Consider the following 23,398-nt stretch of genomic DNA (forward strand, 5'->3'; position numbering starts at 1 on the left):
CATGAGAAATTTTTGGATAACAAGCTGCGTAGCCTTAATCAGTATAGTGGTAAGTGGCTGTGGCGATAAATTTAATGTGTTGCAAGACGTCCAGCCAGCAACGGGTGCACAAGTACGCTTTATTCATGCGGCTCCAGATGCCCCCGCTGTTGATGTGTACGTGAATGATCGGCGAATATCAGGAGCGGCCGTCACGACAACGAACCCAACGGGCAGTTTGCTGTATTCATCTTCATCGATTTTCCCCAGTGCGGAATACTCTTCTATTCCAATTGGAACGACTAAGCTGAAGATTGTGGCCGCAACGAATGGTACTCTTACAACTCCTTTGCTCTCGGCCGACCTAGAAGCAGAAGCAGGGAAACAATACTCGCTTTTTGCTACTGGTTTGGCGCCCACATATAGCACATTGTTAGTAACCGATGATATTCCCGCCATCAGCGGTAATACATTTTTCGTACGGATAGTAAATCTCGTCCCCAACGCAACCGATGTTACCTTGACGTATGATGGAAAAGACATAATACCGACAGTCGCACCAGGTAAAGCCAGCGCTTTTGTAAGCATCCCCTTTCCTGCTGATTACAAATCAGGTCTATTACGTACTGCCAACTTTCAGGCAAAAGTGAACGGAGCGATCCCTGTAACAACGGGAACCATCTTTTATACCGGTATTCAACCAGGTGCGGCAATTACTTATTTCGTACGTGGTGTAATGACGACAGATGCAAAAATACCAACGAAATATGCAGTGAATCTATCGTCCTACTCAAATCGATAAACAGTATATAGGTACAATAAGCCCGGTCAATAATTACGTTGACCGGGCTTATTGTACCCATAATAAAAACTGGAATCCTGTCTTTCTGCCCACCCGTATATCATTCCCTATCAGTTTACTGCCCAATGGGGTCTCGACGTTTTTCTTTATATATTCTGATCATCATAACTGGCTTAGGTAGGCTTACGGCTCAACCTGCCGACTCGGTCAAGAAGCCGGTCAGTCTATTTCCTTTTCCGATTGTTTACTACACACCCGAAACACGTTTTGCGTTTGGGGCCGTTCTATCAGCCACTTTCCGGTTTAAACGCGATTACCAATTCGTCCGAAGCGATTCGGCCCGCTCTCGGGTAGCTCTCCCGATTTATGACCAGCCACGCCCATCAAACATTCAATTCCTGGGGGCGTATACGCAAAACAGGCAAGTGCTTCTGTTTGTACCGTTTCAGGTTTTTTACGACCGAAACCAGTTTTACATCTACGGCGAAGCGGGTTATTATCAGTATAGTTACAATTTTTATGGATTAGGGCAGCGTGAAGTACCCGCCGAAAATTACGCCGTTAATTACCCACGTATTCGTCTGAATGCATTACGTCGGCTTATTCCACACCTATATGCTGGGTTGCGCTACGAATACGAGAACTATGACATCACTCGGGTAGAACCCAACGGTCTGCTAGCGAGCGGAACGGTACCCGGAGGTTTGGGTGGGCGAATGGCCGGAGCCGGACTGGGCGTTTTCTATGACACCCGAGACAATGTGTTTTATCCAACCAAAGGTATCATTGCCGATTTTTCGTACCTGGGCCATAGTCGATTCATTGGCAGTAACTTCCGTTATAATCGATATGTGGTTGACGTATCGTCGTATTGCAAACTCAACTACCGGGCAATCCTGGCATTTAACTACGTCGTAAGTATCACAGACGGGGTAGCTCCCTTTAGCGCTTTATCCCTGCTGGGTGGTGGCCGACGCATGCGTGGTTACTACGAAGGCCGCTACCGCGATGATAACATGACGTTGTTGCAGGCCGAGACCCGCTTCACAGTCTGGAAACGTCTGTCAGCTGTACTCTTCGGAGCAGTTGGCTTCCTTGGCGATGATAAACAGGTCGTTCGCTTCAGCGATCCTAAAGGAGCGTACGGAGCTGGTTTTAGGTTCCGAATCAACAACGATGGTTTAAACATCCGTGCCGACTACGGTTTGGGAAAGCAGTCTACCGGATTATATTTAACGATTGGGGAAGCATTTTAACAGGTATCAGTGACCCGATATCAGCACTTGAGTTAACAGGTGCCGGAACGAACCTGTTGGAAGCTTACCCAAAATTGCGAACACCAATAACTGTTACTGTTTATGACGCTTACTGTTATCATCCCAACGTTCAACGAAGCAGATAACATTGGCCAGCTCGTACGCGATTTGCAACATTACGGTGGTAACCACCTGGCTGACATTCTCGTTGTTGACGGAGGTAGCACTGATCAAACGGTTGATCGAGCCCGTGAAGCCGGTGCCCAGATAGTGGTCTCCCCTATGGCCGGTCGTGCCGCCCAGATGAACTATGGCGCAAGCCTGACCAAGGGCGAAGTGCTGTATTTCGTTCATGCCGACGTACAGATTCACCCCGATTTCGTGAGTGATATAACTAAGGCTATTGCCGAAGGTAACGACGCGGGCTGCTACCGTTTCCGCTTTGCATCGGCTCATCCACTGCTGCGGTTAAACAGCTACGGTACGCGGTTTCCGGGCCTTATGAGCCGCGGGGGCGACCAAACCCTATTCATTACGCGTACCTTATTCGATCAGCTGGGCGGCTTCCGGGAACGGTATGTCGTAATGGAAGATTTTGACATTATCGTTCGCATTCGGGAAGTGGCCCAGTTTTGCATCATCCCGAAAGACGTAATTGTGTCAGCTCGTAAGTACGAAGCCAACAGCTGGTTACGAGTGCAGGTAGCCAACCTTACGGCCTTCTCTTTATTTTTTATGAACGTAGCGCCAACCCACATTGCCCGAACGTATAAGCGAATGCTGAACCACCGATAGTTCTGGCTTAGCCAACCGCCAGGTTTACTATTCGGTTATAGCCACGGTAGTGCATATATCACAAACCATCTGTTCGTCGCGAATGAAGACAGTATTACTGACGGGTGCAAATGGCTTTCTGGGTGGGCATCTGTGTCGGGAACTCCTCCGGCGTGGATACGCCGTGCGGGCTTTTGTACGTCCGGGCAGTGATCGACGGGGGCTCGAAGGCCTGCCGTTGGATGTCTGGACCGGTGACCTACGCGATATGGTGAACGTACGAGCGGCTATTTACGGGTGCGATCATGTGATTCATGCCGGTGCGTTAGCGCAGGTAAACCCAGCCCGTTCTCAGGCGGTTGTAGATGTAAACGTCGGCGGAACGGCCGCTGTGCTGGCGGCAGCCACTGAAGCGCAGATCGAGCGGGTTGTGTTTGTGGGTACGGCTAATGTATTTGGCTTTGGTACTAAAAAGAGTCCGGGCGATGAATTGTATCCATATATGGGCAAGCGTTACGGTCTGGATTATATGGATAGTAAGCGCATGGCCACAGATATGGTATTGCAAGCCGTACAACAGAACAAGCTGCCCGCGGTGCTGGTACACCCAACGTTCATGCTTGGGCCACTCGACTATAAAATCACCTCAAACAGGTTATTGTTGGCCTTGTATCAACGGGAACTGGTAGGTATTCCGGCCGGAGGAAAAAACTATGTCCATGTCTCTGACGTCGCCACAGCAACCATCAATGCCTTAACGATGGGGCGGATTGGACAGTCGTATATTTTAGGAAATCAAAATCTTAGCTATCGGGAGGCTTTTGCGCTTATGGCGGAAGTGATGCACACCCGTTTACCACCGGTATCGATTCCGCCGATGCTGGCATCGATGCTTGGCCGGTTGAGCGACTGGAAGACCCGGCTGACCGGTCACCCAGCGCAACTCAATTCGTCCATGGTCGCCGTAGCCAACGACGGCCACTATTTCAGCGTTACGAAAGCAATTCATGAACTTCATTTACCACAAACACCCGTCCGAGCCGCCATTGAGGAAGCCTTCGACTGGTTCCGACAGCATGGTTACCTCCCCTAAACAGCCAGATGGCCTTTCAAATGAACTTGCAACTACGGTATCTTCAGAAGCGCAGGATTTTAAACGTCGTCGAACGAGTCAGGTAACGGCCTTTACAGATAAAGTAGCAATAGTGACGGGCTCTGAGTCGGGCATTGGCCGGGCAACAGCGCGCGAACTATGCGAACAGGGGGCCAGGGTTGTATTGAATGGTTTGCACGCTGATCGACTCGAACAGACACAACATGAGCTTCGAGAGCTAGGCCATTCGGTGGTTAGTTGCGTAGCCGACGTAACGGATTATAGCCAATGCCAGACCCTGATTGAAACCGCCATCAACGCTTACGGCCGGATTGACATTCTCATCACCAACGCCAGCATTTCGATGAGGGCTTATTTTGCCGATCTGACCCCTGACGTGTTCGAACGTGTGCTGAATAGTAACGTCTATGGTTCGGTTTATCCATTGAAAGCAGCCTTACCTTATCTGACCGAATCAGCGGGAAGCGTTACGTTTATATCAAGCATTTCGGCGCTCAACGGCATGCCAAGCGGTTCCGCTTACTGCGCGGGGAAAGCTGCTCTTGTCAACCTCGCTCATACACTCCGGCTCGAGCTGCACGATACGGGAATTCAGTTTGGCGTTGTGCACATTGGCTTTACCCAAAACGACCCTGACAAGCGGGTGCTGGATGCCCTGGGCCAGCCCGTCCCGATTGCCTACCGAAACCCGCGCTGGCAGATGACCCAGGCCCAAGTCGCCCAGGCCATTCTAAAACACATTCGCCGACGTCGGCAAAAAACTATACTGTCGCCGGCTGGCAAACTTAACTACTACATGAACCGGTATTTTCCGTATCTGGCCGATCGCATTGTGCTCTGGACCATGAAGCATTGGGCTCGGTTTTACGAATAAGCGTTTATGACAATTTGGCCAGTTCTCCTACCCGGATGCCCCAGGCACACTGATAATGACCTAACGGGCAAGCCTTGCGCCCATGCAGGTTACACGGCTTACAATCAAGTTCTTCGGGCGTTTGTACCACCCGCGATTTATCGGCCAGCGGCCCATACCCAAACTCCGGCACAGTTGAGCAAAAAACGGCTGTCGTTGGGGCATTCATGGCTGAGCACAGGTGCAAAGGAGCCGAGTCGTTGACGTAGTTCATGACTGCCCCCTGCTGAAGAGCTGCCGATTGCAACAGACTTAACTTCCCCGCCAGATTCACAATCCCTGATTTACGGCCCGACAAGGCCATGATGGCATCACAAGATGATGCGTCGGTGGGTGCACCAAGCAAATACACCGTCAGATGCTCGGGTAAGGCCTTGATCAACTCCACCCAGCGCTCGGCGGGGTACTGCTTTGTAAACCAAACCGACATGGGCGCAATGCAAACGTATGGCTGGTTTTGGTACGATTTTACAGCTTCGTAATCGGCGGGTGAGGGATATAGTCTCGGCTTTGCCCGCGTCCGCCCTACATTAATGGCGCCAAAGGAGGCAGGTAGATTAGTCACCAGCTTCACATTTCGGTCTACCTCATGAACGCCGGGTTCAAACTGATGGATGACGCGTTTGGTAAAAAACCGTGACAACGGATTCTTATCGAAACCGACGGTCATTTTTGCATCAGAAAATATCGTTAATAATCCCGTCGATGCATACCGTTGGAGATTGATAACCAAGTCGTATTGGCGCGCCCGAATGATTTGCAACAGTCGCCACAGGCTGCTGTATTTACCTTCCTTTTTGTCCCAGACCAATACTTCGTTCAGGAACGGATGGTTGGCCAGCAAGCTCTCGTTACCTTTGCGCACCAGTACGTCCAGCACTATATCGGGCCTTGCTGTGTGCAGTTGCTCCAGTAATGCCGTCGCCAGAATAACGTCGCCGATGAAGGCGGTTTGAATGAGTAGGAACCGGGGTGGATTGGTTACGGTTATCATTAGTACGCTAAGTGCGTCAATTGACAGAATGGAAGATTACGAAGTTTATACATTACCCAACGGAATCCGCATTGCACATAAACAAATACCGCATACGCAGATTGCTCATTGCGGTATTATGCTGGACATTGGGAGCCGTGATGAACAGCCCCATCAGCAGGGATTAGCTCACTTTTGGGAGCATATGGCCTTCAAAGGTACGGAGAAACGAAAATCGTACCACATCATTACCCGATTAGAAACGGTGGGGGGCGAATTAAATGCATATACGACCAAAGAAAAAGTATGCTTTCATGCCTCTGTGCTGGGGGCTCATTTTGAGAAAGCAACTGAACTACTGGCTGATATTACATTTCATTCGGTTTTCCCCGAAAAACAGATCGAACGCGAACGGGGTGTTATTCTCGAAGAGATGGCGATGTATTACGACTCACCAGAGGACGCCATTCAGGACGATTTCGATGAGCTTGTATTCCCGAACCATGCGCTCGGTGGCAACATTCTGGGCACGACCGAAACGGTTAGCTCGTTCCGGCGGGAAGACCTGCAACGGTTCATTGCCGAGAACTACGACACGAGCCGGATTGTGTTTGCGTCGGTCAGTAATCTGCCCTTTAAGCAGGTCATAAAAGTTGCGGAGAAATACCTGCGCGATGTGCCGACTCAACATTCTGCCCGCCAGCGCAAAACGCCAACGGATTACGCACCGCGCCAAACCCGCGTTGAGCGCCCAATCACGCAGGCTCAGTGCGCCCTGGGCCGACCCGCCTATGGCCTGACCGACCCGCGTCGATTGCCGTTCTTTATGCTGGTCAACCTACTCGGAGGTCCCGGCATGAACTCCCGGCTGAACCTGAACCTGCGCGAGAAGTACGGCCTGGTTTATTCTATCGACGCTAGTTTTACACCTTATCTGGACACAGGTTTTCTGGGTATCTATTTTGGAACCGACCCTAAAAAGGTAGACAAGGCCCACGTTCTGATCATGAAAGAGCTGAAGCGGCTGCGGGAGCAACGACTCACAACGCTGCAATTGCACCAGACGAAGGAGCAACTGATTGGCCAATTGGCTATGGCTGAAGAAAGTAACAATAGCTTCATGCTCATGATGGCAAAAAGCCTGCTTGATATTGACCGGGTCGAAGCCCTGAACGACATCTTCAACGACATTAAAGCCGTTACGGCCGAGCAGTTGCAGGACCTCGCCCAGGAAGCCTTTGTCGAGGACCAGTTCAGCTCACTAACATTTGTACCTGAAAAATAGGAGTCTGGTCTACAGTGGGCTGACGCGTCAGCAACACCCATACGTCAGCCCATTGTTATCGTAAACCAAATACCCTTATGACTTTAGAAAATGCCCAGGCCGTCGTTGACGATTGGATAAAAACCGTCGGTGTTCGCTACTTCAACGAGTTGACAAATATGGCGATGTTAACTGAAGAGGTTGGCGAAGTCGCCCGAATCATAGCCCGGCGCTACGGTGAGCAATCCGAAAAAGAGTCTGACAAAAACAAAGACCTCGGCGACGAGATGGCCGATGTCCTCTGGGTACTTATCTGTCTGGCAAACCAGACAGGAGTTAACCTGACCGAAGCCTTTCAGAAAAATCTAGAGAAGAAAAACATACGGGATGCTACCCGGCATATCAACAATGAGAAGCTTAAATAACGTACCGATGTCGTTGTTCGAGTTGCGAGCCGTTTAAAGCCCTATTCATAGTAGTTTAAAAAGAAGAAATAGTAAAAAATACAGCATACAGAGCGGACGGGTAAAAGCAAAATACGTAGCTTTACCAGTAAACTTCGCTTTTTGCTGACGTGGACAGCTTACTCAACTACCAGAACGCGACAGATGCCCAGATCTGGAACGACTTTTTGAATGGCAGCAAAACGGCTTACTCATTCATGTATGGCAAGTATGCCAAGGTACTTTACAACTACGGCTACAAAATTGCTCAAGATCGGCAACTGACCGAAGACTGCCTACAAGATCTGTTCTTAACCATCCTTGAAACGCGCGAACGCCTTGGGCAGACTGACTCAATAAAGTTTTATTTGATGCGTTCGCTCCGGCGCGAGCTTGTCCGAAAACTAACCGAGCAGCAGCGGTTCTCCAACCATCCTCAACAGGATATCGATTTCAAAATTGAATTTCACTACGAACCCACCTGGCTCGATTCGCAAATCAGCCGAGAGCGCTCCGAAGCTGTATTACGTGAGCTAAACCACTTGCCCGCGCGTCAGAAAGAAGCGTTGTTTTTAAAGTTTTTCGATGACCTCAGCTACGACGAGATCGCTGGTATCATGGGCATTGAAACGACGTCGGCTTATAAGGTCATCTACAAAGCCATTGCGGCCCTACAAAAACGAATACCTGTTGATTTGCTGACGATGCTACTGATCAGTGGCTTATAAATCGCTGAGCGCATTGTTCCTACGTTTTAGAACTTTCCTTCTAAAAACTTTCCTCTTTCCGGGGGGATAATAGCTGATTTAATATCCTTTTGGTGGTAGACGAGTCATTGCTACTGAATGAAAAAACCGTACCACCAGTTTGAAACGCGTGATTTTGTACTGGACAACGCGTTCCGCCAGTGGGTATTGCAACCCACTGAGCAGAACATGACGTTCTGGCACACGTTCATGCTCAAGTATCCGGAGCAACAAGCCAATATCGACGAAGCAGCGTCGATATTATTACACCTACGTACGAATCACGACGACCTGACGGATGCCAGCCAGCAACGCATCCATCAGGTACTGTTGCAGGCTTTCGACAACCAGCAGCGGGCCGATACATCACTATCAGCCTCTCCAATCAGACCTCTTTGGCAGCAACGCCGTTTTATCAGTCGAATTGCTGCGTCTCTAACCGGTTTGTTACTGATTGCAGGTGGAACGATGTACTATCTCCTTCACCCCAGTCCACAACGCATTCATACAACGTTCGGAGAAAACCGGAGCGTTACGTTGCCCGATGGCTCAACGGTCTTGTTGAACGGGAATTCGACTTTAACCTTCACAGATGACTGGAGCGGCAACAAGCCCCGGGAAGTCTGGCTCGACGGTGAGGGATTCTTTAAAGTTGCCAAAAAGCAACACCTCAGCTATCAACTTCCCCGCGGAGCAGTAGCTGGTGGTTTAATAAAGTTTATTACGCACACACCAGGGGTAGACATTACTGTGTTGGGAACGCAATTTAATGTAAACACACGCCGGGGCAATACCGCCGTTACGCTCGTGGAAGGCCGGGTACAGCTTTCTAAACCGGGTGTACGGCAAAGCCGGGTCGTTGAGCTGAAGCCGGGTCAGTTCGCCACCATTCAGCCGAGTGTCGGAAAGGTGGAAGTAAAAGACGAAAAGCCGCAGTTGCATACGTCCTGGGTGCAGCGTCAGTTTTTGTTCGAGAACACGCCACTCAGCGACATTGCGCAGCAACTGCGGGATACCTACGGTCTGGATCTCGTTTTTGAAGACGCTGACCTGGCCAACCGCCGGTTTACGGGCAATCTCTCTGATCACAGTATTGAAACCTTGCTAACCACCCTCTCGCTCACCTTTAACCTCAGCGTTCGGCGTGAGGGCGAGCGTATTATTCTACAACGCAATCAACAAACCTTAAACACGAATAACTAACCAGTGAATCTACAATACGCTCTCTTATGAAAAACAGGTATATGACTCTTTCGATGCTGCTGACTGGCCTGGGTACCTACGCCATTCCGCAGCCATCGGTGGCACAGTTTATAAGCCGTGCCCAAACCAGCCTGGAAAACACAGCTTACCGGGAACCGGCTACTCAACCTAGAAGCCGCCACAGTCGCTCACTGAAAAAAGCCCTGGTCGACTTAGAAAAGCGGTTTAACATAAGTTTTGCCTACGACGAACAATTGATTGTCGGTCGTCAGACGGAGGTAGACATAACCGGTCTGCCGCTCGAACAGGCCTTGAAACAGCTTACTGAATCGCAGGGACTACAGTACCGCAAGGTAAAAGACAACCTCTTTGTCATTCAGGCGGCTAGCCCAAAGGTCGACAAAGCAGCACCCGTTGATAACTCAGCCAGTGCCTCTCTCTCGACCCTGAGCAGTGACGTAGTTTTGAAGCCCGAGGCCGCCATCACCGTTACCGGGCGCGTACTCGACGAAAAGGGTAGTCCGTTACCTGGCGTTACGGTCGTTCTAAAAGGAACCAACACGGGCACGACAACCAATCCTGAAGGTGTATACACGTTAACGGTACCCGATGGAAACGCGACACTAACCTTTTCATTTATTGGCTATACCTCGCAGGACGTAGTAGTTAATAACCGAAGCACCGTTGATGTCAGACTGGTCCCCAGCGCGACTGAGCTAAATGAAGTTGTCGTCATTGGTTACCAGGCCGTTCGGAAGCGGGACGTAACCGGGGCCAACGATGCGATTAATCCAACCGAAGCCAACCGGGTAACGGCGCAGTCATTGCCCGAATCCATTCAGGGCTTGGCACCGGGGGTAACGGTACGAAACACCGGCGTACCGGGGCAGCAGGCATCGATTCAAATCCGGGGAGTAGCCAGCTTTCTCAATACCGATCCGCTGTATGTGGTCGACGGTATGATTGCTGATGCCAACCCGACCATCAACACCGACGATATTGAGTCTATTCAGATTTTGAAAGATGCCTCGGCGGCTGCGATTTACGGGTCACGAGCCGCCAACGGGGTAATCATCATCACGACTAAACAAGGAAAAGAAGGGCCAGCCAGAGTGTCGTTTACGGCTAAGTACGGTATTCAACAAGCCTACAGACGCTGGGATGTCATGAATGCATCTCAGTTTGCAGCTACTCAGCGGCAACAATACCTGAACGCAGGCCAAACTCCGTTAAGCAGCGTAGCCGAAGCTACCTTTAACCCGAACATCAATACCGACTGGCAAGATCAGGTGCTGCGTACGGGTAGTTTGCAGGATTATAACATCAACCTGTCGGGCGGGACTAAAACCGGGCAATATCTGATATCGGGAAGTTACTTCAATAACACGGGCTACGTCATTGGTAGTAACTTTAACCGGGCCAGTCTGCGGATTAATACCCGGAGCGTGCTGAACCGCTTTACAGTCGGCGAAAACCTCGTACTCACCAACTCAAATACGCAGAACCAGCCCGCCGATGTAAATCCAATTTACGACATGGCGTATAACCTGCCGGTTATCCCGGTGCAGGACCCGAGCTACATAAGTGCTAACAACCCACAAGGCTACGGCATTGGCTCTATCAATGCCGTAAGCTACGCGTTTAACCCCGTTGCCGCCCGTAACCTGGCTCCCAGCCGCACCAACGTAGCCCGGCTCGTTGGGAATGGTTTCATCGAATTCAAATTTGCCGACTGGCTCACCTACCGCTTCAACGCAGGTCTGGACGCCAGCTTCAACTACACGCAAAACCTGCGGTATCTGGGCCTGTACCGATATACGGCCTCGCCGGTGCCGACCTCGGTTGCCGAAGACCGGTCGCAGTACCGAAGTTTTCTGTTCGAGAATACGCTGAACTTCGACCGCACCTTCGGCTCCCACAGTATCAACGGCGTGGTGGGTATCAGCCAGCAAACGACCCGCAGCGACATAACGTCTGGCTCACGGACGAATCTTGGTTTCGGGGGCGGACAGTATTTTACGACCATTGGCGCGGCCACGGGGGTTTCTAACTCCGCCGGGGGCACTCCCGACTATTACCGAATTCTGGGGTATCTGGGGCGGATCAATTACACTTACAATGACAGATACCTGTTCACGCTGACGGGCCGTGTCGATCAGGACTCACGATTCGGGGCTAACAATCGAACCGGCTTTTTCCCATCTGTAGCCGCGGCCTGGCGCATTAGTCAGGAGAAATTTTTCGCGGTCGACTGGATTTCGGAGCTGAAGCTGAACGCGTCGTACGGTAAGCTGGGCATTGTCGTGCCAACCCTGGGCTCCTTTCCGTACAATGCTTACATCAACAGCAACCCACGGGCCATTCTGGGCACCGATCAGCTACCGAACGTGGGGGCGTATCAGGCGCAGATCGCCAACCCTGACATTCGGTGGGAAGACCGCATTCAACAGAATATCGGTGTAACGGCCAGCTTCCTGAATAACCGCATCTTTACCGAAATCAACTTTTACAATTCCCTTTCGTCGAATGCGATCCTGAACCTGACGGTACCGGGTTACCTGGGTAATTTACGGGGTAATCCCTACGTTAACACGGCCTCCATTCGCAACCGGGGCGTCGAGTTCGCGGCTACTTACCGCAGCACCAAGCACGACTTCAAATGGGACGTGTCGGCTAACTTCACCACGATTAAAAACCGGGTTGAGAGCGTTGGTAATCAGGGACAGGGCATCAATTACATCCAGAGCGGCAATACCCGTTCGCAGGTCGGCAACCCGGTTGGGCAGTGGTACGTACTGAAAACCAATGGTATATTCCAGAACCAGGAGGAAATCAATAACTACCGGGGGCCGGATGGCTCGCTGGTCCAGCCGTTCGCCAAACCGGGTGACATCCGGTATGTAGACCAACCAACCGTCGATACAAACAACGACGGCATACCCGACCGGGGTGACGGTAAAATTGATCAGAGCGACCGGACGTTTGTGACATCGCCCTGGCCAAAGCTACAGACTGGTGCCCAGTTTAACGGGTCATACAAGAGTTTTTCGGTAAACATCCAATTGGTAGGTACGTTCGGCTATACCGTTTATAACGACGTTCGGCGCATTCTGGACAGTTATCAGAACACCAACTTCCGCAGTGACCTCAATCCGTGGACGCCAACCAACACCACCACCTCCGACCCTCGCTTAGGGCTAGAGGCAGGTGATGTCGGCATCAGTAACAACAACCTCGTCTACACCGATCGTTGGCTCGAAAACGCGTCCTACGTGCGGATGCGGAACATCGAGTTAGGCTATAATCTGCCGAAAGAGTTAGCCAACCGGTTTAAGGTACGGGGAGCCAGAGTCTACATCAGCGGACAAAACCTGTTCACCATTACCGGGTACTCCGGACTTGATCCTGACGTAACGGGAGCCAACATTCAGGAACGGGGCGTTGATAATGGCCACTGGCCTTCCCCTCGCGTGATTTCCATTGGCCTGAACTGTGATCTGTAGTGAACACTCTCCTAACGAAACTAATCATGAAAAATAAACTGATTTTCCTCCCCCTGCTGGCGCTGATTACGCTGGTGGGCTGCGAGCGGGACTTAAATATTGCCAACCCAAACCAGATAACCACCGAGGTTTTCTGGCGAACGGCCGACGATGCACTGGCGGGCGTCAATGCCATTTACAGCACGACCCACCGAACGGGTATTACCCGCTGGATGCAGTTCTACTACATCATCCGCTCCGACGAAGGCCGTAGTCAAAGCCCCAACTCCGAAATTGTCAATAACATGGACCGGTTCTTAGTAACCGATTACAACTACGCGAATGCCTACAGTATCTGGAACGATAATTACATTGGCATCAACCGGGCTAACCAGGTCCTGGCCAACGTGCCCAGTATTCAGATGGACGACACCCTTAGGGCCCGTTATCTGGGCGAGGCCAAGTTCCTGCGGGCGATGTTTTACTTTCATCTGGTAACGCTTTTTGGTAACGTACCGCTGGTTCTGACACCCTCTATGCTTACTGACCGGCCTACCTCAGGAACCATTGCCCAAGTATGGGCACAAATCGAGCAAGACCTCACGCAGGCAGCACCGGCCCTACCCACGGCATACGGCGCCACCGATGTGGGCCGGGCAACGCGGGGAGCCGCCTATGCTCTGCTGGCGCGGGCCTATCTGCAACAGCGGAAATACAACGAAGCCTTAACACCCCTCCAGTGGCTGGTGACGGGTGAAGGCAAAAATATCTACTCGCTGGTGCCCAACTACCGGGATAACTTTTTGATTACGACGGAAAACAACCGGGAATCCGTGTTTGAATGGCAATTTGAAGCGAATCCGGCCGAATATACCGACGATGATACCGAAACGCCCAACCAGAACTACGGAACCTCAATTGCTCAGTTTTTTGCCCCATCGCCCATTGGTTTTTCGGATGGCGAAGCAAATCGCTGGCCTGTGCGTGAATTTTATGAACCTACTACAACAGGAGCGCGTGATCCGCGGCTGGAAGCCTCGTTTTTGTTTGACTCAACGGATGCGCGCGGGCCAGCTTTCACGCAGTTCTACGGTCAGACGTTCCTGCAACGTTACGGCACGGATAACCCGCGCGTGTGGTTCCGTAAATTCCTGAACGATCACTGGAGAAATCAGGAGGATTTTCGTTCGCCCAACAACTGGCGCTACATTCGTTACGCCGACGTATTGTTGATGTATGCCGAAGCGCTTAATGCAGTGGGGCAGACGGCACAAGCGTATCCCTATGTCGATCAGGTGCGGCAACGGGCGGGACTGGTGCCACTTTCAACGGCGAGGCCCGGTCTAACGCAGGCCCAGTTTTTAAATCAACTTAAGCATGAGCGAGTCACGGAGTTGTCGGGCGAAGGCTGGCGCTGGAATGATCTGGCCCGGTGGGGCGATCTGGGTCCGCAACTGGCCAGCCGTGACCCGGGTTTCGCTACGTTTACGGTCGGCCAGGATGAATTGCTGCCGATTCCCCAGCAGGAACGCGACCTGAATCCAAATCTGACTCAGAACCCGAATTATTAGCTTTTTTAAACACAGAGTCAACAGAGAAGAAAGAGTTGCATAGAGAATTATCTCGGTGTGCTCTGTATTTCTCTGTTGACTCTGTGTTTAAACCCATCAGGCTTAACCATGAAAAACTACCTGTTTCTTTTACTAGTTGCCTTCTACGCGTGTAAATCGGCGGATACATCGTCAAACGCTCCTACCCCGCCCGTTACAGCGGCAGATACGGTTGGCAAGTTCCGTAATCCATTGCTCACTGTAGGGCCTGACCCCTGGGTTACGTACAAAGACGGTTATTATTACGTTATGCACACAACGGCCAGAAACCTCCGTATCTACAAAACGCGAACCATGAGCCGCCTGGGTGTAGCTCCATCGTTTACGGTATGGACACCACCAGCTACCGGCCCAAATTCGCGCGACATCTGGGCACCGGAGCTACATAACATCAACGGCAAATGGTACATCTATTATGCCGCTGACAACAACGGAGTCGACGCCACCCACCGAATGTTTGTGCTCGAAAATGAATCCGCCGACCCAACACAAGGCACCTGGGCCGATAAAGGCCCGTTGAATTTAGCTGACAACAAATGGGCGATTGATGGAACGATACTGCCATTAAATGGTCAGCTTTACTTCGCCTGGTCGGGTTGGGAGAATGAAATGGGCGGCCAGCAAAACCTTTATCTCTGCAAACTCACAAATCCCTGGACCGCCGAAGGACCGCGCGTTCGTATCTCAACACCCGATTACGCCTGGGAAAAGCAGGGGTTTGGCGTTAACGAAGGTCCAGAGTTTCTGGTGCATAACAACAAACTATTTTTGATCTATTCAGCCAGCTATTGCGGTACGGATCTGTATGCTTTAGGCCAACTCTCAGCAGATACCACCGCCAACCTCCTCGACGCTAAATCCTGGACGAAATCGCCCACACCCGTCTTTGGCCCCTATGGAACCAACGGAACGTATGGTGTTGGCCATAACAGCTTTTTCACCACACCTACTAATTCAACCACCGGACCGCAGGAAAACTGGCTTGTTTACCATGCCAATCCTGGACCCGGCCAGGGATGCGGAGATCAACGCTCAATTCGGATGCAAGCGTTTACCTGGAAAGCAGACGGCTCGCCTGATTTTGGCCAGCCCGCTGGCCTAACTGAACTACTGAAACGACCGAGTGGGGAGTAACTCATGTTTTTTTACTACAACAAAAAGTCCCGACCAATTTATACTGGTCGGGACTTTTTGTTAGGCAACTAGTGCTAGTTATTTCTGGAACGAACCAAAAATGTAATCCCAGAACGGCGATGAAACACCGTAGTTACTTTCGGGATTTTTGTAATGGTGAACGCTGTGGTTCACCCACAGCTGTTTGAAGAAATTCTTTGGTGGGGCATAGGCGTGCACAATGAAGTGCGTAGCCAGATACCCCGAATAACCTACCAGAAATCCGGGAAAGAAGGCATAAGCCGCTTCGCCCATCATCAGGAAAAACAAACCGAAAAAGAAGGCGGCTACGAAAATGGCCAATGCCGGTGGCATGGCCAGGCGCGTTTTGTCTTTCGGGTATTCGTGGTGAACACCGTGAAAGGTGTATTGAATTTTAGCCCGCTGTGGCGTTGTGGGTGCTATGTGGTACAAATAGCGGTGCAGAATATACTCAAACAGCGTAAACGAAAATAAGCCTACTACAAATAGAGTCGCAATCATACCCGTTCCCATATCTGTATACGTAAACGCATACCAGCCCAAAAACGCGGACAAAATTAACCACATCGATATAGGAATCATGATGTGCGTTCGCGAAAGTGCCTCCAAGATTGGATTGTCGAACAGCTTCTTCGTTCCACTATTCTTAGGCCGGGTCTTACCGTGTCCGGCCATCGTTCTTAGTGTATCAGTAGTTTCTTCCATAGAGTTGTACCCAATTAATGTCGCGAAAATACAAGGAAAATTTGGTTTGGCAGACCCAGATAGTAAATCTGGTTTACTATATTCTTATACTGTCTTACTAACTTCTAATTGGTCAGAAAGTTTCTCCTGCATGGCAGACATATCGCCTTTGGGCAGCTTCTGACGAATAATTAAACGTAACGAGTTATTGTACGTTAAATAGTTGAACATCCAGTTGATGAAAATGGCCAGCCGGTTTTTTACGCCAACGATGGCCATTAGGTGAACGAACAACCACGTTAGCCACGCAAAAAATCCCTGAAACTTCAAAAAAGGCAGATCGACTACGGCTAGACCCCGACCGATGGTTGCCATTGTGCCCAAGTCTCGGTATGTAAACTCCTCCATTTGTTCATTACGGACCAGGTGCAACAAGTTTTTAGCCAGGTGCTTGCCTTGCTGAATGGCTGGCTGAGCTACTTGTGGGTGCCCATTAGGCCACTTTTCCTCGACCATCATAGCCACATCGCCAATGGCAAAGACATCAGTGAAGCCCTGTATCTGATTATACCGGTTGACCGTCACGCGTCCGCCCCGGCCGATAACCTCAGGGGGCAGGCCCGCCAGTGGATTGGCCTTAACCCCAGCCGCCCAGATGAGGTTATTCGTTCGAAGCGTTGAGCCATCGTTCATGGTGACAACACGACCGTCAAAATCCTTTACGCGCGTATTGAGCCGAACGTTGACACCCAGCTCCTGCAAATAGTCCAGCGAGTGGGTTTGCGACTGCACCGACATGGGACCCAGCAACTCACCACCCGACTCAATCAGATAGATATCCATCATCTTAAAGTCGAGTTCCGGGTAGTCGCGGGGCAGCACTGTCTTGCGCATTTCGGCCAGGGTCCCGCAAAGTTCAACGCCCGTTGGTCCTCCGCCAACCACCACCACATCCATCAGCCCTTCTTTCTCGTCTTCGGTCTCAACGCTTAAGGCATCCTCGAAGTTTTGTAGCATTCGGTTACGTAGCGCAATCGCTTCGGCTACCGATTTCATGGGTAATGCCTTTTCAATGATATTTTGCTGATTGAAAAAGTTGGTATCCGCGCCCGTAGCCATAACGAGGTAGTCATACTCAATCGGCCCCAGATCAGTATCAACAGCTTTGTCGGTGGTGCGAACCCCCGTTACGTTGGTGACCCGGATATGCACGTTCTTGCAATTGCCAAAAACCGCCCGCAATGGGAACAGAATTGAGTTGGCTTCTAATCCGGCGGTAGCCACCTGGTAATAAAGCGGCTGAAACTCATGGTAATTCTGTTTGTTAATCAGCACGACCTGGAATTCCTTTCGTTGCGAAAGTTTGCGGGCGAGTCGTAGGCCGCCAAAACCAGCGCCGACAATGACTACACGCGTACGGTCGGTGCGAGGAATATTTGGGTTCATCGTTTCAGAGATCAGTTATCAGCCAACAGCCACCACTAGCCATCATCTGTATAGATAACATTTCATACACGAATACTGTTGGCGGTTGACTGCTCACTGCTACTTGTCAGCACCCGTTCATAATGGGCTTCGTAGAGGGGCAAGATACGCGATAGCTCGAACTCTTTGGCCCGCGCCAGTGCATTTTCTTGAAAAGTAGGTAAATGCTCATCATCTAAAATATAGAGCGCATTCTTAACCATGTCGTCGACGTCGCCTACGGGGCTTAAGAAACCCGTTACGCCCTGCACGTTTAGTTCGGGCAGGCCACCGGCATTCGACGTGATCAGGGGAACCTGGCACGCCATGGCTTCGAGAGCGGCCAAACCGAAACTTTCGTTTTCAGAAGGCATCACGAACAGATCAGCGACCGACAGGACCTCTTCCACGGCGTCTAACTTACCCAGAAACCGCACCTGATCATAGATGCCCAAGTCGCGCACCAGTCGTTCGATGCGTGCCCGTTCGGGTCCGTCGCCTACAAGAAGCAGCTTAGCTGGTATCTGTTGCTGCACATTATAGAACATCATGACAGCATCGTCGATACGTTTCACCCGCCGGAAATTCGACGTATGCACAATCAATTTTTCGCCGTTTGGGCAAATGGCTTTTTTGAAGTGCTCTTTCTGTTGCCGCTTGAAACGGTCCAGGTCAATGAAATTCGGAATCACCTCAATTTCACGGTGAACGTTGAAATGAGCGTACGTATCCTGCCGCAAATTCTCCGAGACAGACGTAACACCATCCGATTCGTTGATGCTGAACGTAACAACCGGCTCATACGACGCGTCTTTTCCCACCAGTGTAATGTCGGTACCGTGCAGCGTTGTTACCACCGGCACCGTTCGTCCCTGTGAACGCAGAATCATCTTGGCCATGTAGGCCGCCGACGCGTGCGGAATCGCGTAGTGAACATGCAGCAAATCAACGTTTTCGTTGGTCACTACATTAACCATTTCGCTCGCTAAGGCTGATTCGTACGGAGCGTATTGAAAGAGGGGATATGAAGGGATGTTAACTTCGTGGTAGAATACATTTTCATTGAAGAAATCGAGCCGGGGTGGCTGTTGATAGGTGATGAAGTGAATCTGGTGGCCATTCTTAGCCAACGCCTTGCCTAGTTCGGTAGCCACGACGCCACTGCCCCCGAATGTCGGGTAGCACACAATGCCAATTTTCATACGTAAGGAACGGTTTGCTACTCAACAACAAACCAGGGCAAAAAGAATCCCGTTGCTGTGTGAACTACACATTAACTGTTGGTCATTACTATCTACTCTTACCGGTCACGATAAATAGCTGGATGACGTTTTGTTTTCTTTGTAAGTTGCAAGCCATAAAATAACGTCCTCTTTCTCATTTATGAAGCACTTATTTACGACCCTCATCTGCCTTTGTAGCGTGTTCACTACCTTGCCCAGTGTTGCGCAAACAGCGTATGATATTACCGAAGACCAACCGGCCCAACTCAACGGTATTGAGTACGGGTTTGCTATTCGCAATGAATCAAAAAAGGAAGTTGGCAAGGATACATTCAGCCGGTATGAATTGAGCATCTACGTAACCAACAAAAGTGGTTGCACGAAACTCTTTTTTCCTCGTCAGACGCCGTTCGGGCTGCAAAATCAGGACCAGCTCGCCCAGTTCGACTGCTTGAACGCTACCGGTGCCCGCTTAACATCGAAAAGCAGCACCGTTCGGGCGCGGCCATTTTCGGTGCCGTATTCGACAACCAGTAAAAACGCCGAAGGAAAAACGGTAACGAATACCATACAGGTTCAGGCGGGCCACATGCTCACGAATGGTGAAACCGTCTCAGACAACATCATTGTGATCGTCCCCAGCGGAGAACAGCCTCGAATGAAGGTTCGGGTCCAGATGCAGGAACTGGCCGAACGATAACGTACCGCCCACAATTCTACATGTTCCCGTTTACCCATACTCCATTCAAATAAAACCATTCAGATAGCTATGCTCCAAAGGGCGCTGGCACAAACGCTTCTCTGCGGAGCATAGCTATCTTTTTATTGCCGAATAGCTACAACAACTTAGTCTATGGGCCGGGCAAACAGATTTGCTGTTGCCCTGTATGCCCGAAAATCGCGTATTTTTGCAAAAAACCATCATGGTAGCGCGTCAGTCCATTCCTTTCTCGGCCTTTGCTTTCGGCTTTCTGCGGCTCATTCGGGTGCAGAATCTGCTGATTGTTGTGCTGACGCAATTTATGGCCCGGATCTTTCTGGTTGGCCCCCGTGCCGAATGGCCCCGGCTTTTGGTTGATCCGACTATCTGGCTTCTCTCCTTATCGACAGTTTGCATTGCCGCGGCTGGCTACATCATCAACGATTACTTCGACATTAAGATTGACCTTATCAACAAACCCGAGCGGGTGGTTATCGGTCGTTATCTGAAACGCCGAGTCGCCATGGGAGCTCATCAGGTGCTGAACGTTATTGGCTGTCTGATTGGGCTTTACCTGAGTAAATGGGTCTTTCTGGCCGATGTTATGTCGGTATCGCTTTTGTGGTTCTATTCCGCGCAGTTTAAGCGACAACCCTTCATTGGCAACCTCGTGATTTCGCTGCTGACAGCCCTTTCGCTGATTGTTCTGGCGGTGTATTACCGGCAAAACGCCGATATGCTCTTAATTTATGCGTTGTTCTCGTTTGGCATTTCGCTCGTTCGGGAAATCATTAAAGACATGCAGGACATTCGCGGAGATGCGCGCTTCGGCTGCCGGACGCTACCGATTGTCTGGGGTTTGCGCCGTACTAAATACCTCCTCTACGGGCTTATTGGGTCGTTCATCATGACCATGTTTTTGATTGCTCATTCGCTGGACAACCCACGTCTTGGCTACATTTTCCTCTTATTACTTGTGCCAATCACCTGGCTTACCTACCGACTCGTTTTTGCCGACACTCGGCGCGATTTCGGATATCTCAGCAACCTCTGCAAGCTCATCATGCTCATGGGCGTCATTAGTATGATGTGGGCGTAGAAAGTTGCGATTTGTGATTTACGAATTATGACTTATGCACAACTGGCTTGGTCAGTCATATTCGTACCTCATAAATCATAATTCTCTCCCCGTTCCCTCAAAGGTTCCCATCTGGCGTTTCTTCAATACGTAGCTTTAACGACAAAGCGTTAAAACACTGCGTCTTATGGAACAACTACTTTTTGCTTTTCTGCTTGTGATAGCGGTTCAGGTCGCTGGTCAGGCACAGGACTGCCTGGGAATGGCTTTTAAGTCGGGCATGAACTACGAACTGACGATGTATAATACGAATGACAAGCCTATCGGCAAAATTGATTACCAGATTAAAGACGTTCACAAAGAAGGTGGTTCAACAGTTATCGACATCGTAGCAAAATTCCAGGATGAAAAAGGAAATCAACGTGAACCGTCCACCATCCGCTATACCTGCACAGGCAACGAGTTAGTGGCCGATATGTCTGGCCTGGGTATGGGCGTTCTGGGGGCCAATTCAAAGCAGGAGCTAAAGATGAAGACCAATACAATCGTTTATCCAGCTAAATTGAGCGTGGGCCAAAAACTTGATGATGGACTAATGGAAGCCGAAATGTATATGGACGGCGCACCGATGGCCCAGATGAATATGACGTTATTGAACAGACAGGTGGAAAGTCAACAAGCAGTAACGACACCCGCTGGTTCCTATGATACGTACAAGATTACGGCGGATATCAACTACGAAACCCGAGTGATGGGTATACCCGTACGTAACAAAATGCGAACGGTTAGCTACCGGGCGAACAATATGTTGTTCGACATAAAGTCGGAGAATTACGATAAAAAAGGCAAATTGACGGGCTACACGTTACTCAGTAAAGCCAATTAGGATACTGAGGTACTAGCCTCATAGTCAGCGCTTCAGAAGGAGGGTTAAATAAAAATCATCAATTATTCGCAACTTAGTTGCAAAAAACTGGGTTGATGGAAAGTGCGATTCATGAATACGTCGTATTTTTGCGCTTGCCCATGAAAACAGACCTCCTCTCTAGAAAAGCTGATTACATTGGTATCACTGGTTCGGTGCTGTGCATTATTCATTGCCTTGTCACACCCGTATTGCTGATGACAACTACTGTATTGCAGGACGAGAAACTTCGCTTTGGCTATTTAAGTCTGGACTACGTCTTCATTATCGTCAATATACTAGCCGTTTATTCGGCTACACGGCACTACGCTTCTCCGATTGTAAAGAAAAGTTTATGGGGCTTTCTGGCGCTCTTTACTGCCGCTCTCTTATTAGAAGAGGCCTCCCCAGTGTTTGAATACCTGGCCTATATCGCATCAGCCGGCCTGGTTATGACGCACTTAGTGAACATTCGTCAGCACCGATTGAATCACGCGCATTAGAACTGGGATGTATCAGCTTCCCGGTTCTGACTAATTAGGCGCAAAAGCCCTGTTGTTAATAAACTGATCGTCGGTCAGCGTGCGTAGGAAAGCGGCCAGCTGTTTCTGCTCTGTGGCTGTCAACGGGATACCTAGCTGCCCATTGGCTTTTAAGGCTGGGTCGAGCGTGGGGCTGTCTTTCACACCAGTAGCGTAGTGATTCAGCACTTGCTCCAGCGTTGTAAACCGGCCATCGTGCATGTAGGGGGGCGTCCGCTCAACGTTGCGTAGGCTCGGCACTTTAAATTTCAGCCGGTCGGCTTCATTCTGCGTAATGATAAACCGGCCCTGGTCATTGATGTTACTGGCCGGGAGCCCATTGTTGCGGTACGTGTGGTCCGTAAACAGGTCCGTTGCGTGGCAGCTCGCGCATTTTTGTTGAAAAAGAGTCAATCCTGCCAGTTCATCCGGAGTCAGATCGCCCCCCGCTTCTTTGCGGACGTACTTATCGTAGCGCGAATCGGCCGACACCAAGGTTAGCAAAAACTGCGAAATAGCTTTCAAAAAGCGGGCTGTCGTTACGGTATCCGATCCGAATGCTTTCCTAAACATAGGTGGGTACTTGGGGCTTTGTTGAACCCGCGCCAGTGCGCTCGAGAATTGGAGATCCATCTCGACCGGATTCTGAATCGGCGAAATGGGTAATTCATCCAGGTTCGTTACACCACCATCCCAGAAAAACTCCCGGCTCCAGGCTAAGTTGAATAGCCCCGGCACGTTGCGGGTACCGAACTTACTATCGATACCATGACTTAGTGCATGATCGGAGTGGCCAAAACCAGCGAACTGCTGATGGCAAAACCCACAGCTAATGGTGCTGTCGCGCGATAATTGCGGGTCATAGAACAAGGCTTTTCCTAAAGCAACGCCATCAAACGTTAACGGGTTATTGGCCAGATTGTAGGCTATATCAGGAAAATTACTGGGCTTACGGAAGGAATAGGGTTCAGGCTTATAGGTTGTGCCGCCGGTTGGGGGCGGTACGGGCTCCGGATCGTTCCCCGTCTGCGTCTGACAGGCGACCGCCAGCCCAAACAGAGCTATACTGATCGACAATCCAATACGCTTCGTGATAGACGTTTTCATTAG

The 23,398-nt window shown here is 50.5% G+C and carries 21 protein-coding genes; 16 read left to right on the plus strand and 5 right to left on the minus strand.

What is annotated here, in order from left to right:
* The first annotated feature begins 1 nt into the window (after window position 1).
* From ACFSUS_RS05290 to ACFSUS_RS05310, 5 genes are all read left to right on the plus strand, one after another.
* On the plus strand, window positions 2-781 hold the full coding sequence (locus ACFSUS_RS05290; RefSeq protein WP_381520093.1) for a DUF4397 domain-containing protein: 780 nt from the start codon (window positions 2-4) through the stop codon (window positions 779-781).
* A 125-nt stretch (window positions 782-906) separates the two neighbouring features.
* Complete coding sequence (locus ACFSUS_RS05295) at window positions 907-2,037, plus strand: BamA/TamA family outer membrane protein (protein ID WP_381520096.1); 1,131 nt, start codon at window positions 907-909, stop codon at window positions 2,035-2,037.
* Between the two features lie 102 nt (window positions 2,038-2,139).
* Window positions 2,140-2,832, plus strand: coding sequence for a TIGR04283 family arsenosugar biosynthesis glycosyltransferase (locus ACFSUS_RS05300; protein ID WP_381520098.1), 693 nt, complete (start codon window positions 2,140-2,142; stop codon window positions 2,830-2,832).
* An 82-nt stretch (window positions 2,833-2,914) separates the two neighbouring features.
* A complete protein-coding gene (locus ACFSUS_RS05305) occupies window positions 2,915-3,904 on the plus strand; it encodes an NAD-dependent epimerase/dehydratase family protein (protein ID WP_381520101.1) in 990 nt (329 codons plus the stop codon).
* Window positions 3,888-4,799 carry an SDR family oxidoreductase gene (locus ACFSUS_RS05310; protein ID WP_381520103.1) on the plus strand — a complete coding sequence of 304 codons (912 nt, stop codon included), beginning with the start codon at window positions 3,888-3,890 and terminating at the stop codon, window positions 4,797-4,799. The genes ACFSUS_RS05305 and ACFSUS_RS05310 overlap by 17 nt, the downstream gene beginning before the upstream one ends.
* A 4-nt stretch (window positions 4,800-4,803) precedes the next feature.
* Here ACFSUS_RS05310 and ACFSUS_RS05315 read toward each other — a convergent pair whose 3' ends face one another.
* Window positions 4,804-5,832: a glycosyltransferase family 9 protein gene (locus ACFSUS_RS05315; protein WP_381520106.1), complete on the minus strand. Its 1,029-nt coding sequence runs from the start codon at window positions 5,830-5,832 to the stop codon at window positions 4,804-4,806.
* 28 nt (window positions 5,833-5,860) lie between these two features.
* Here ACFSUS_RS05315 and ACFSUS_RS05320 point away from each other — a divergent pair, with 28 nt between their 5' ends.
* The 7 genes from ACFSUS_RS05320 (at window position 5,861) to ACFSUS_RS05350 (ending at window position 15,693) form a co-directional block, all read left to right on the plus strand.
* The gene (locus tag ACFSUS_RS05320) at window positions 5,861-7,096 is read left to right on the plus strand and encodes a M16 family metallopeptidase (protein WP_381520108.1); all 1,236 of its coding nucleotides are present in this window, start codon (window positions 5,861-5,863) and stop codon (window positions 7,094-7,096) included.
* Between the two features lie 77 nt (window positions 7,097-7,173).
* Window positions 7,174-7,500 (plus strand): nucleotide pyrophosphohydrolase, encoded by a 327-nt coding sequence (locus tag ACFSUS_RS05325; RefSeq protein ID WP_381520111.1) that lies wholly within the window; start codon window positions 7,174-7,176, stop codon window positions 7,498-7,500.
* A 149-nt stretch (window positions 7,501-7,649) separates the two neighbouring features.
* Entirely contained in the window at window positions 7,650-8,246 is a 597-nt protein-coding gene (locus tag ACFSUS_RS05330; RefSeq protein ID WP_381520114.1) for an RNA polymerase sigma factor, read from the plus strand.
* A gap of 117 nt (window positions 8,247-8,363) precedes the next feature.
* Window positions 8,364-9,467 carry a FecR family protein gene (locus ACFSUS_RS05335; protein ID WP_381520116.1) on the plus strand — a complete coding sequence of 368 codons (1,104 nt, stop codon included), beginning with the start codon at window positions 8,364-8,366 and terminating at the stop codon, window positions 9,465-9,467.
* A 26-nt stretch (window positions 9,468-9,493) separates the two neighbouring features.
* Window positions 9,494-12,970, plus strand: a complete 3,477-nt coding sequence (locus tag ACFSUS_RS05340) for a SusC/RagA family TonB-linked outer membrane protein (protein ID WP_381520119.1) — start codon at window positions 9,494-9,496, stop codon at window positions 12,968-12,970.
* A gap of 26 nt (window positions 12,971-12,996) precedes the next feature.
* On the plus strand, window positions 12,997-14,520 hold the full coding sequence (locus ACFSUS_RS05345; protein WP_381520121.1) for a RagB/SusD family nutrient uptake outer membrane protein: 1,524 nt from the start codon (window positions 12,997-12,999) through the stop codon (window positions 14,518-14,520).
* A gap of 108 nt (window positions 14,521-14,628) precedes the next feature.
* Window positions 14,629-15,693 carry a glycoside hydrolase family 43 protein gene (locus ACFSUS_RS05350; protein ID WP_381520124.1) on the plus strand — a complete coding sequence of 355 codons (1,065 nt, stop codon included), beginning with the start codon at window positions 14,629-14,631 and terminating at the stop codon, window positions 15,691-15,693.
* Between the two features lie 78 nt (window positions 15,694-15,771).
* Here ACFSUS_RS05350 and ACFSUS_RS05355 read toward each other — a convergent pair whose 3' ends face one another.
* The 3 genes from ACFSUS_RS05355 to bshA form a co-directional block, all read right to left on the minus strand.
* Window positions 15,772-16,419, minus strand: coding sequence for a sterol desaturase family protein (locus ACFSUS_RS05355; protein WP_381520127.1), 648 nt, complete (start codon window positions 16,417-16,419; stop codon window positions 15,772-15,774).
* An 84-nt stretch (window positions 16,420-16,503) separates the two neighbouring features.
* Entirely contained in the window at window positions 16,504-17,844 is a 1,341-nt protein-coding gene (locus ACFSUS_RS05360; protein WP_381520130.1) for an NAD(P)/FAD-dependent oxidoreductase, read from the minus strand.
* A 62-nt stretch (window positions 17,845-17,906) separates the two neighbouring features.
* Window positions 17,907-19,064 (minus strand): N-acetyl-alpha-D-glucosaminyl L-malate synthase BshA, encoded by a 1,158-nt coding sequence (gene bshA, locus ACFSUS_RS05365; protein WP_381520133.1) that lies wholly within the window; start codon window positions 19,062-19,064, stop codon window positions 17,907-17,909.
* 181 nt (window positions 19,065-19,245) lie between these two features.
* Here bshA and ACFSUS_RS05370 point away from each other — a divergent pair, with 181 nt between their 5' ends.
* The 4 genes from ACFSUS_RS05370 to ACFSUS_RS05385 all read left to right on the plus strand — a co-directional run bounded on the left by ACFSUS_RS05370 (window position 19,246) and on the right by ACFSUS_RS05385 (window position 22,270).
* On the plus strand, window positions 19,246-19,785 hold the full coding sequence (locus tag ACFSUS_RS05370; protein WP_381520135.1) for an ABC transporter permease: 540 nt from the start codon (window positions 19,246-19,248) through the stop codon (window positions 19,783-19,785).
* Between the two features lie 223 nt (window positions 19,786-20,008).
* Window positions 20,009-20,884: a geranylgeranylglycerol-phosphate geranylgeranyltransferase gene (locus ACFSUS_RS05375; RefSeq protein WP_381520521.1), complete on the plus strand. Its 876-nt coding sequence runs from the start codon at window positions 20,009-20,011 to the stop codon at window positions 20,882-20,884.
* A 166-nt stretch (window positions 20,885-21,050) separates the two neighbouring features.
* Window positions 21,051-21,749, plus strand: coding sequence for a TapB family protein (locus tag ACFSUS_RS05380; RefSeq protein ID WP_381520138.1), 699 nt, complete (start codon window positions 21,051-21,053; stop codon window positions 21,747-21,749).
* Window positions 21,750-21,889: 140 nt separating this feature from the next.
* Window positions 21,890-22,270 (plus strand): MerC domain-containing protein, encoded by a 381-nt coding sequence (locus tag ACFSUS_RS05385; protein WP_381520139.1) that lies wholly within the window; start codon window positions 21,890-21,892, stop codon window positions 22,268-22,270.
* A 30-nt stretch (window positions 22,271-22,300) separates the two neighbouring features.
* Here ACFSUS_RS05385 and ACFSUS_RS05390 read toward each other — a convergent pair whose 3' ends face one another.
* A complete protein-coding gene (locus ACFSUS_RS05390) occupies window positions 22,301-23,395 on the minus strand; it encodes a cytochrome-c peroxidase (protein ID WP_381520141.1) in 1,095 nt (364 codons plus the stop codon).
* Window positions 23,396-23,398: the final 3 nt, after the last annotated feature.

The sequence above is a fragment of the Spirosoma soli genome (assembly GCF_042684525.1).
Lineage (GTDB): Bacteria > Bacteroidota > Bacteroidia > Cytophagales > Spirosomataceae > Spirosoma > Spirosoma soli.

Excerpts from the sequence above, each read along its gene's own strand:
- ACFSUS_RS05335 (WP_381520116.1), top strand. The coding sequence starts at position 8,364 with ATGAAAAAACCGTACCACCAGTTTGAAACGCGTGATTTTGTACTGGAC.
- ACFSUS_RS05305 (WP_381520101.1), top strand. The coding sequence starts at position 2,915 with ATGAAGACAGTATTACTGACGGGTGCAAATGGCTTTCTGGGTGGGCAT.
- ACFSUS_RS05360 (WP_381520130.1), bottom strand. The coding sequence starts at position 17,844 with ATGAACCCAAATATTCCTCGCACCGACCGTACGCGTGTAGTCATTGTC.
- ACFSUS_RS05385 (WP_381520139.1), top strand. The coding sequence starts at position 21,890 with ATGAAAACAGACCTCCTCTCTAGAAAAGCTGATTACATTGGTATCACT.
- ACFSUS_RS05380 (WP_381520138.1), top strand. The coding sequence starts at position 21,051 with ATGGAACAACTACTTTTTGCTTTTCTGCTTGTGATAGCGGTTCAGGTC.
- ACFSUS_RS05390 (WP_381520141.1), bottom strand. The coding sequence starts at position 23,395 with ATGAAAACGTCTATCACGAAGCGTATTGGATTGTCGATCAGTATAGCT.
- ACFSUS_RS05290 (WP_381520093.1), top strand. The coding sequence starts at position 2 with ATGAGAAATTTTTGGATAACAAGCTGCGTAGCCTTAATCAGTATAGTG.
- ACFSUS_RS05295 (WP_381520096.1), top strand. The coding sequence starts at position 907 with ATGGGGTCTCGACGTTTTTCTTTATATATTCTGATCATCATAACTGGC.
- ACFSUS_RS05340 (WP_381520119.1), top strand. The coding sequence starts at position 9,494 with ATGAAAAACAGGTATATGACTCTTTCGATGCTGCTGACTGGCCTGGGT.
- ACFSUS_RS05345 (WP_381520121.1), top strand. The coding sequence starts at position 12,997 with ATGAAAAATAAACTGATTTTCCTCCCCCTGCTGGCGCTGATTACGCTG.
- ACFSUS_RS05355 (WP_381520127.1), bottom strand. The coding sequence starts at position 16,419 with ATGGAAGAAACTACTGATACACTAAGAACGATGGCCGGACACGGTAAG.
- ACFSUS_RS05370 (WP_381520135.1), top strand. The coding sequence starts at position 19,246 with ATGAAGCACTTATTTACGACCCTCATCTGCCTTTGTAGCGTGTTCACT.
- ACFSUS_RS05315 (WP_381520106.1), bottom strand. The coding sequence starts at position 5,832 with ATGATAACCGTAACCAATCCACCCCGGTTCCTACTCATTCAAACCGCC.
- ACFSUS_RS05310 (WP_381520103.1), top strand. The coding sequence starts at position 3,888 with ATGGTTACCTCCCCTAAACAGCCAGATGGCCTTTCAAATGAACTTGCA.
- bshA (WP_381520133.1), bottom strand. The coding sequence starts at position 19,064 with ATGAAAATTGGCATTGTGTGCTACCCGACATTCGGGGGCAGTGGCGTC.
- ACFSUS_RS05350 (WP_381520124.1), top strand. The coding sequence starts at position 14,629 with ATGAAAAACTACCTGTTTCTTTTACTAGTTGCCTTCTACGCGTGTAAA.
- ACFSUS_RS05300 (WP_381520098.1), top strand. The coding sequence starts at position 2,140 with ATGACGCTTACTGTTATCATCCCAACGTTCAACGAAGCAGATAACATT.
- ACFSUS_RS05375 (WP_381520521.1), top strand. The coding sequence starts at position 20,009 with ATGGTAGCGCGTCAGTCCATTCCTTTCTCGGCCTTTGCTTTCGGCTTT.
- ACFSUS_RS05325 (WP_381520111.1), top strand. The coding sequence starts at position 7,174 with ATGACTTTAGAAAATGCCCAGGCCGTCGTTGACGATTGGATAAAAACC.
- ACFSUS_RS05320 (WP_381520108.1), top strand. The coding sequence starts at position 5,861 with ATGGAAGATTACGAAGTTTATACATTACCCAACGGAATCCGCATTGCA.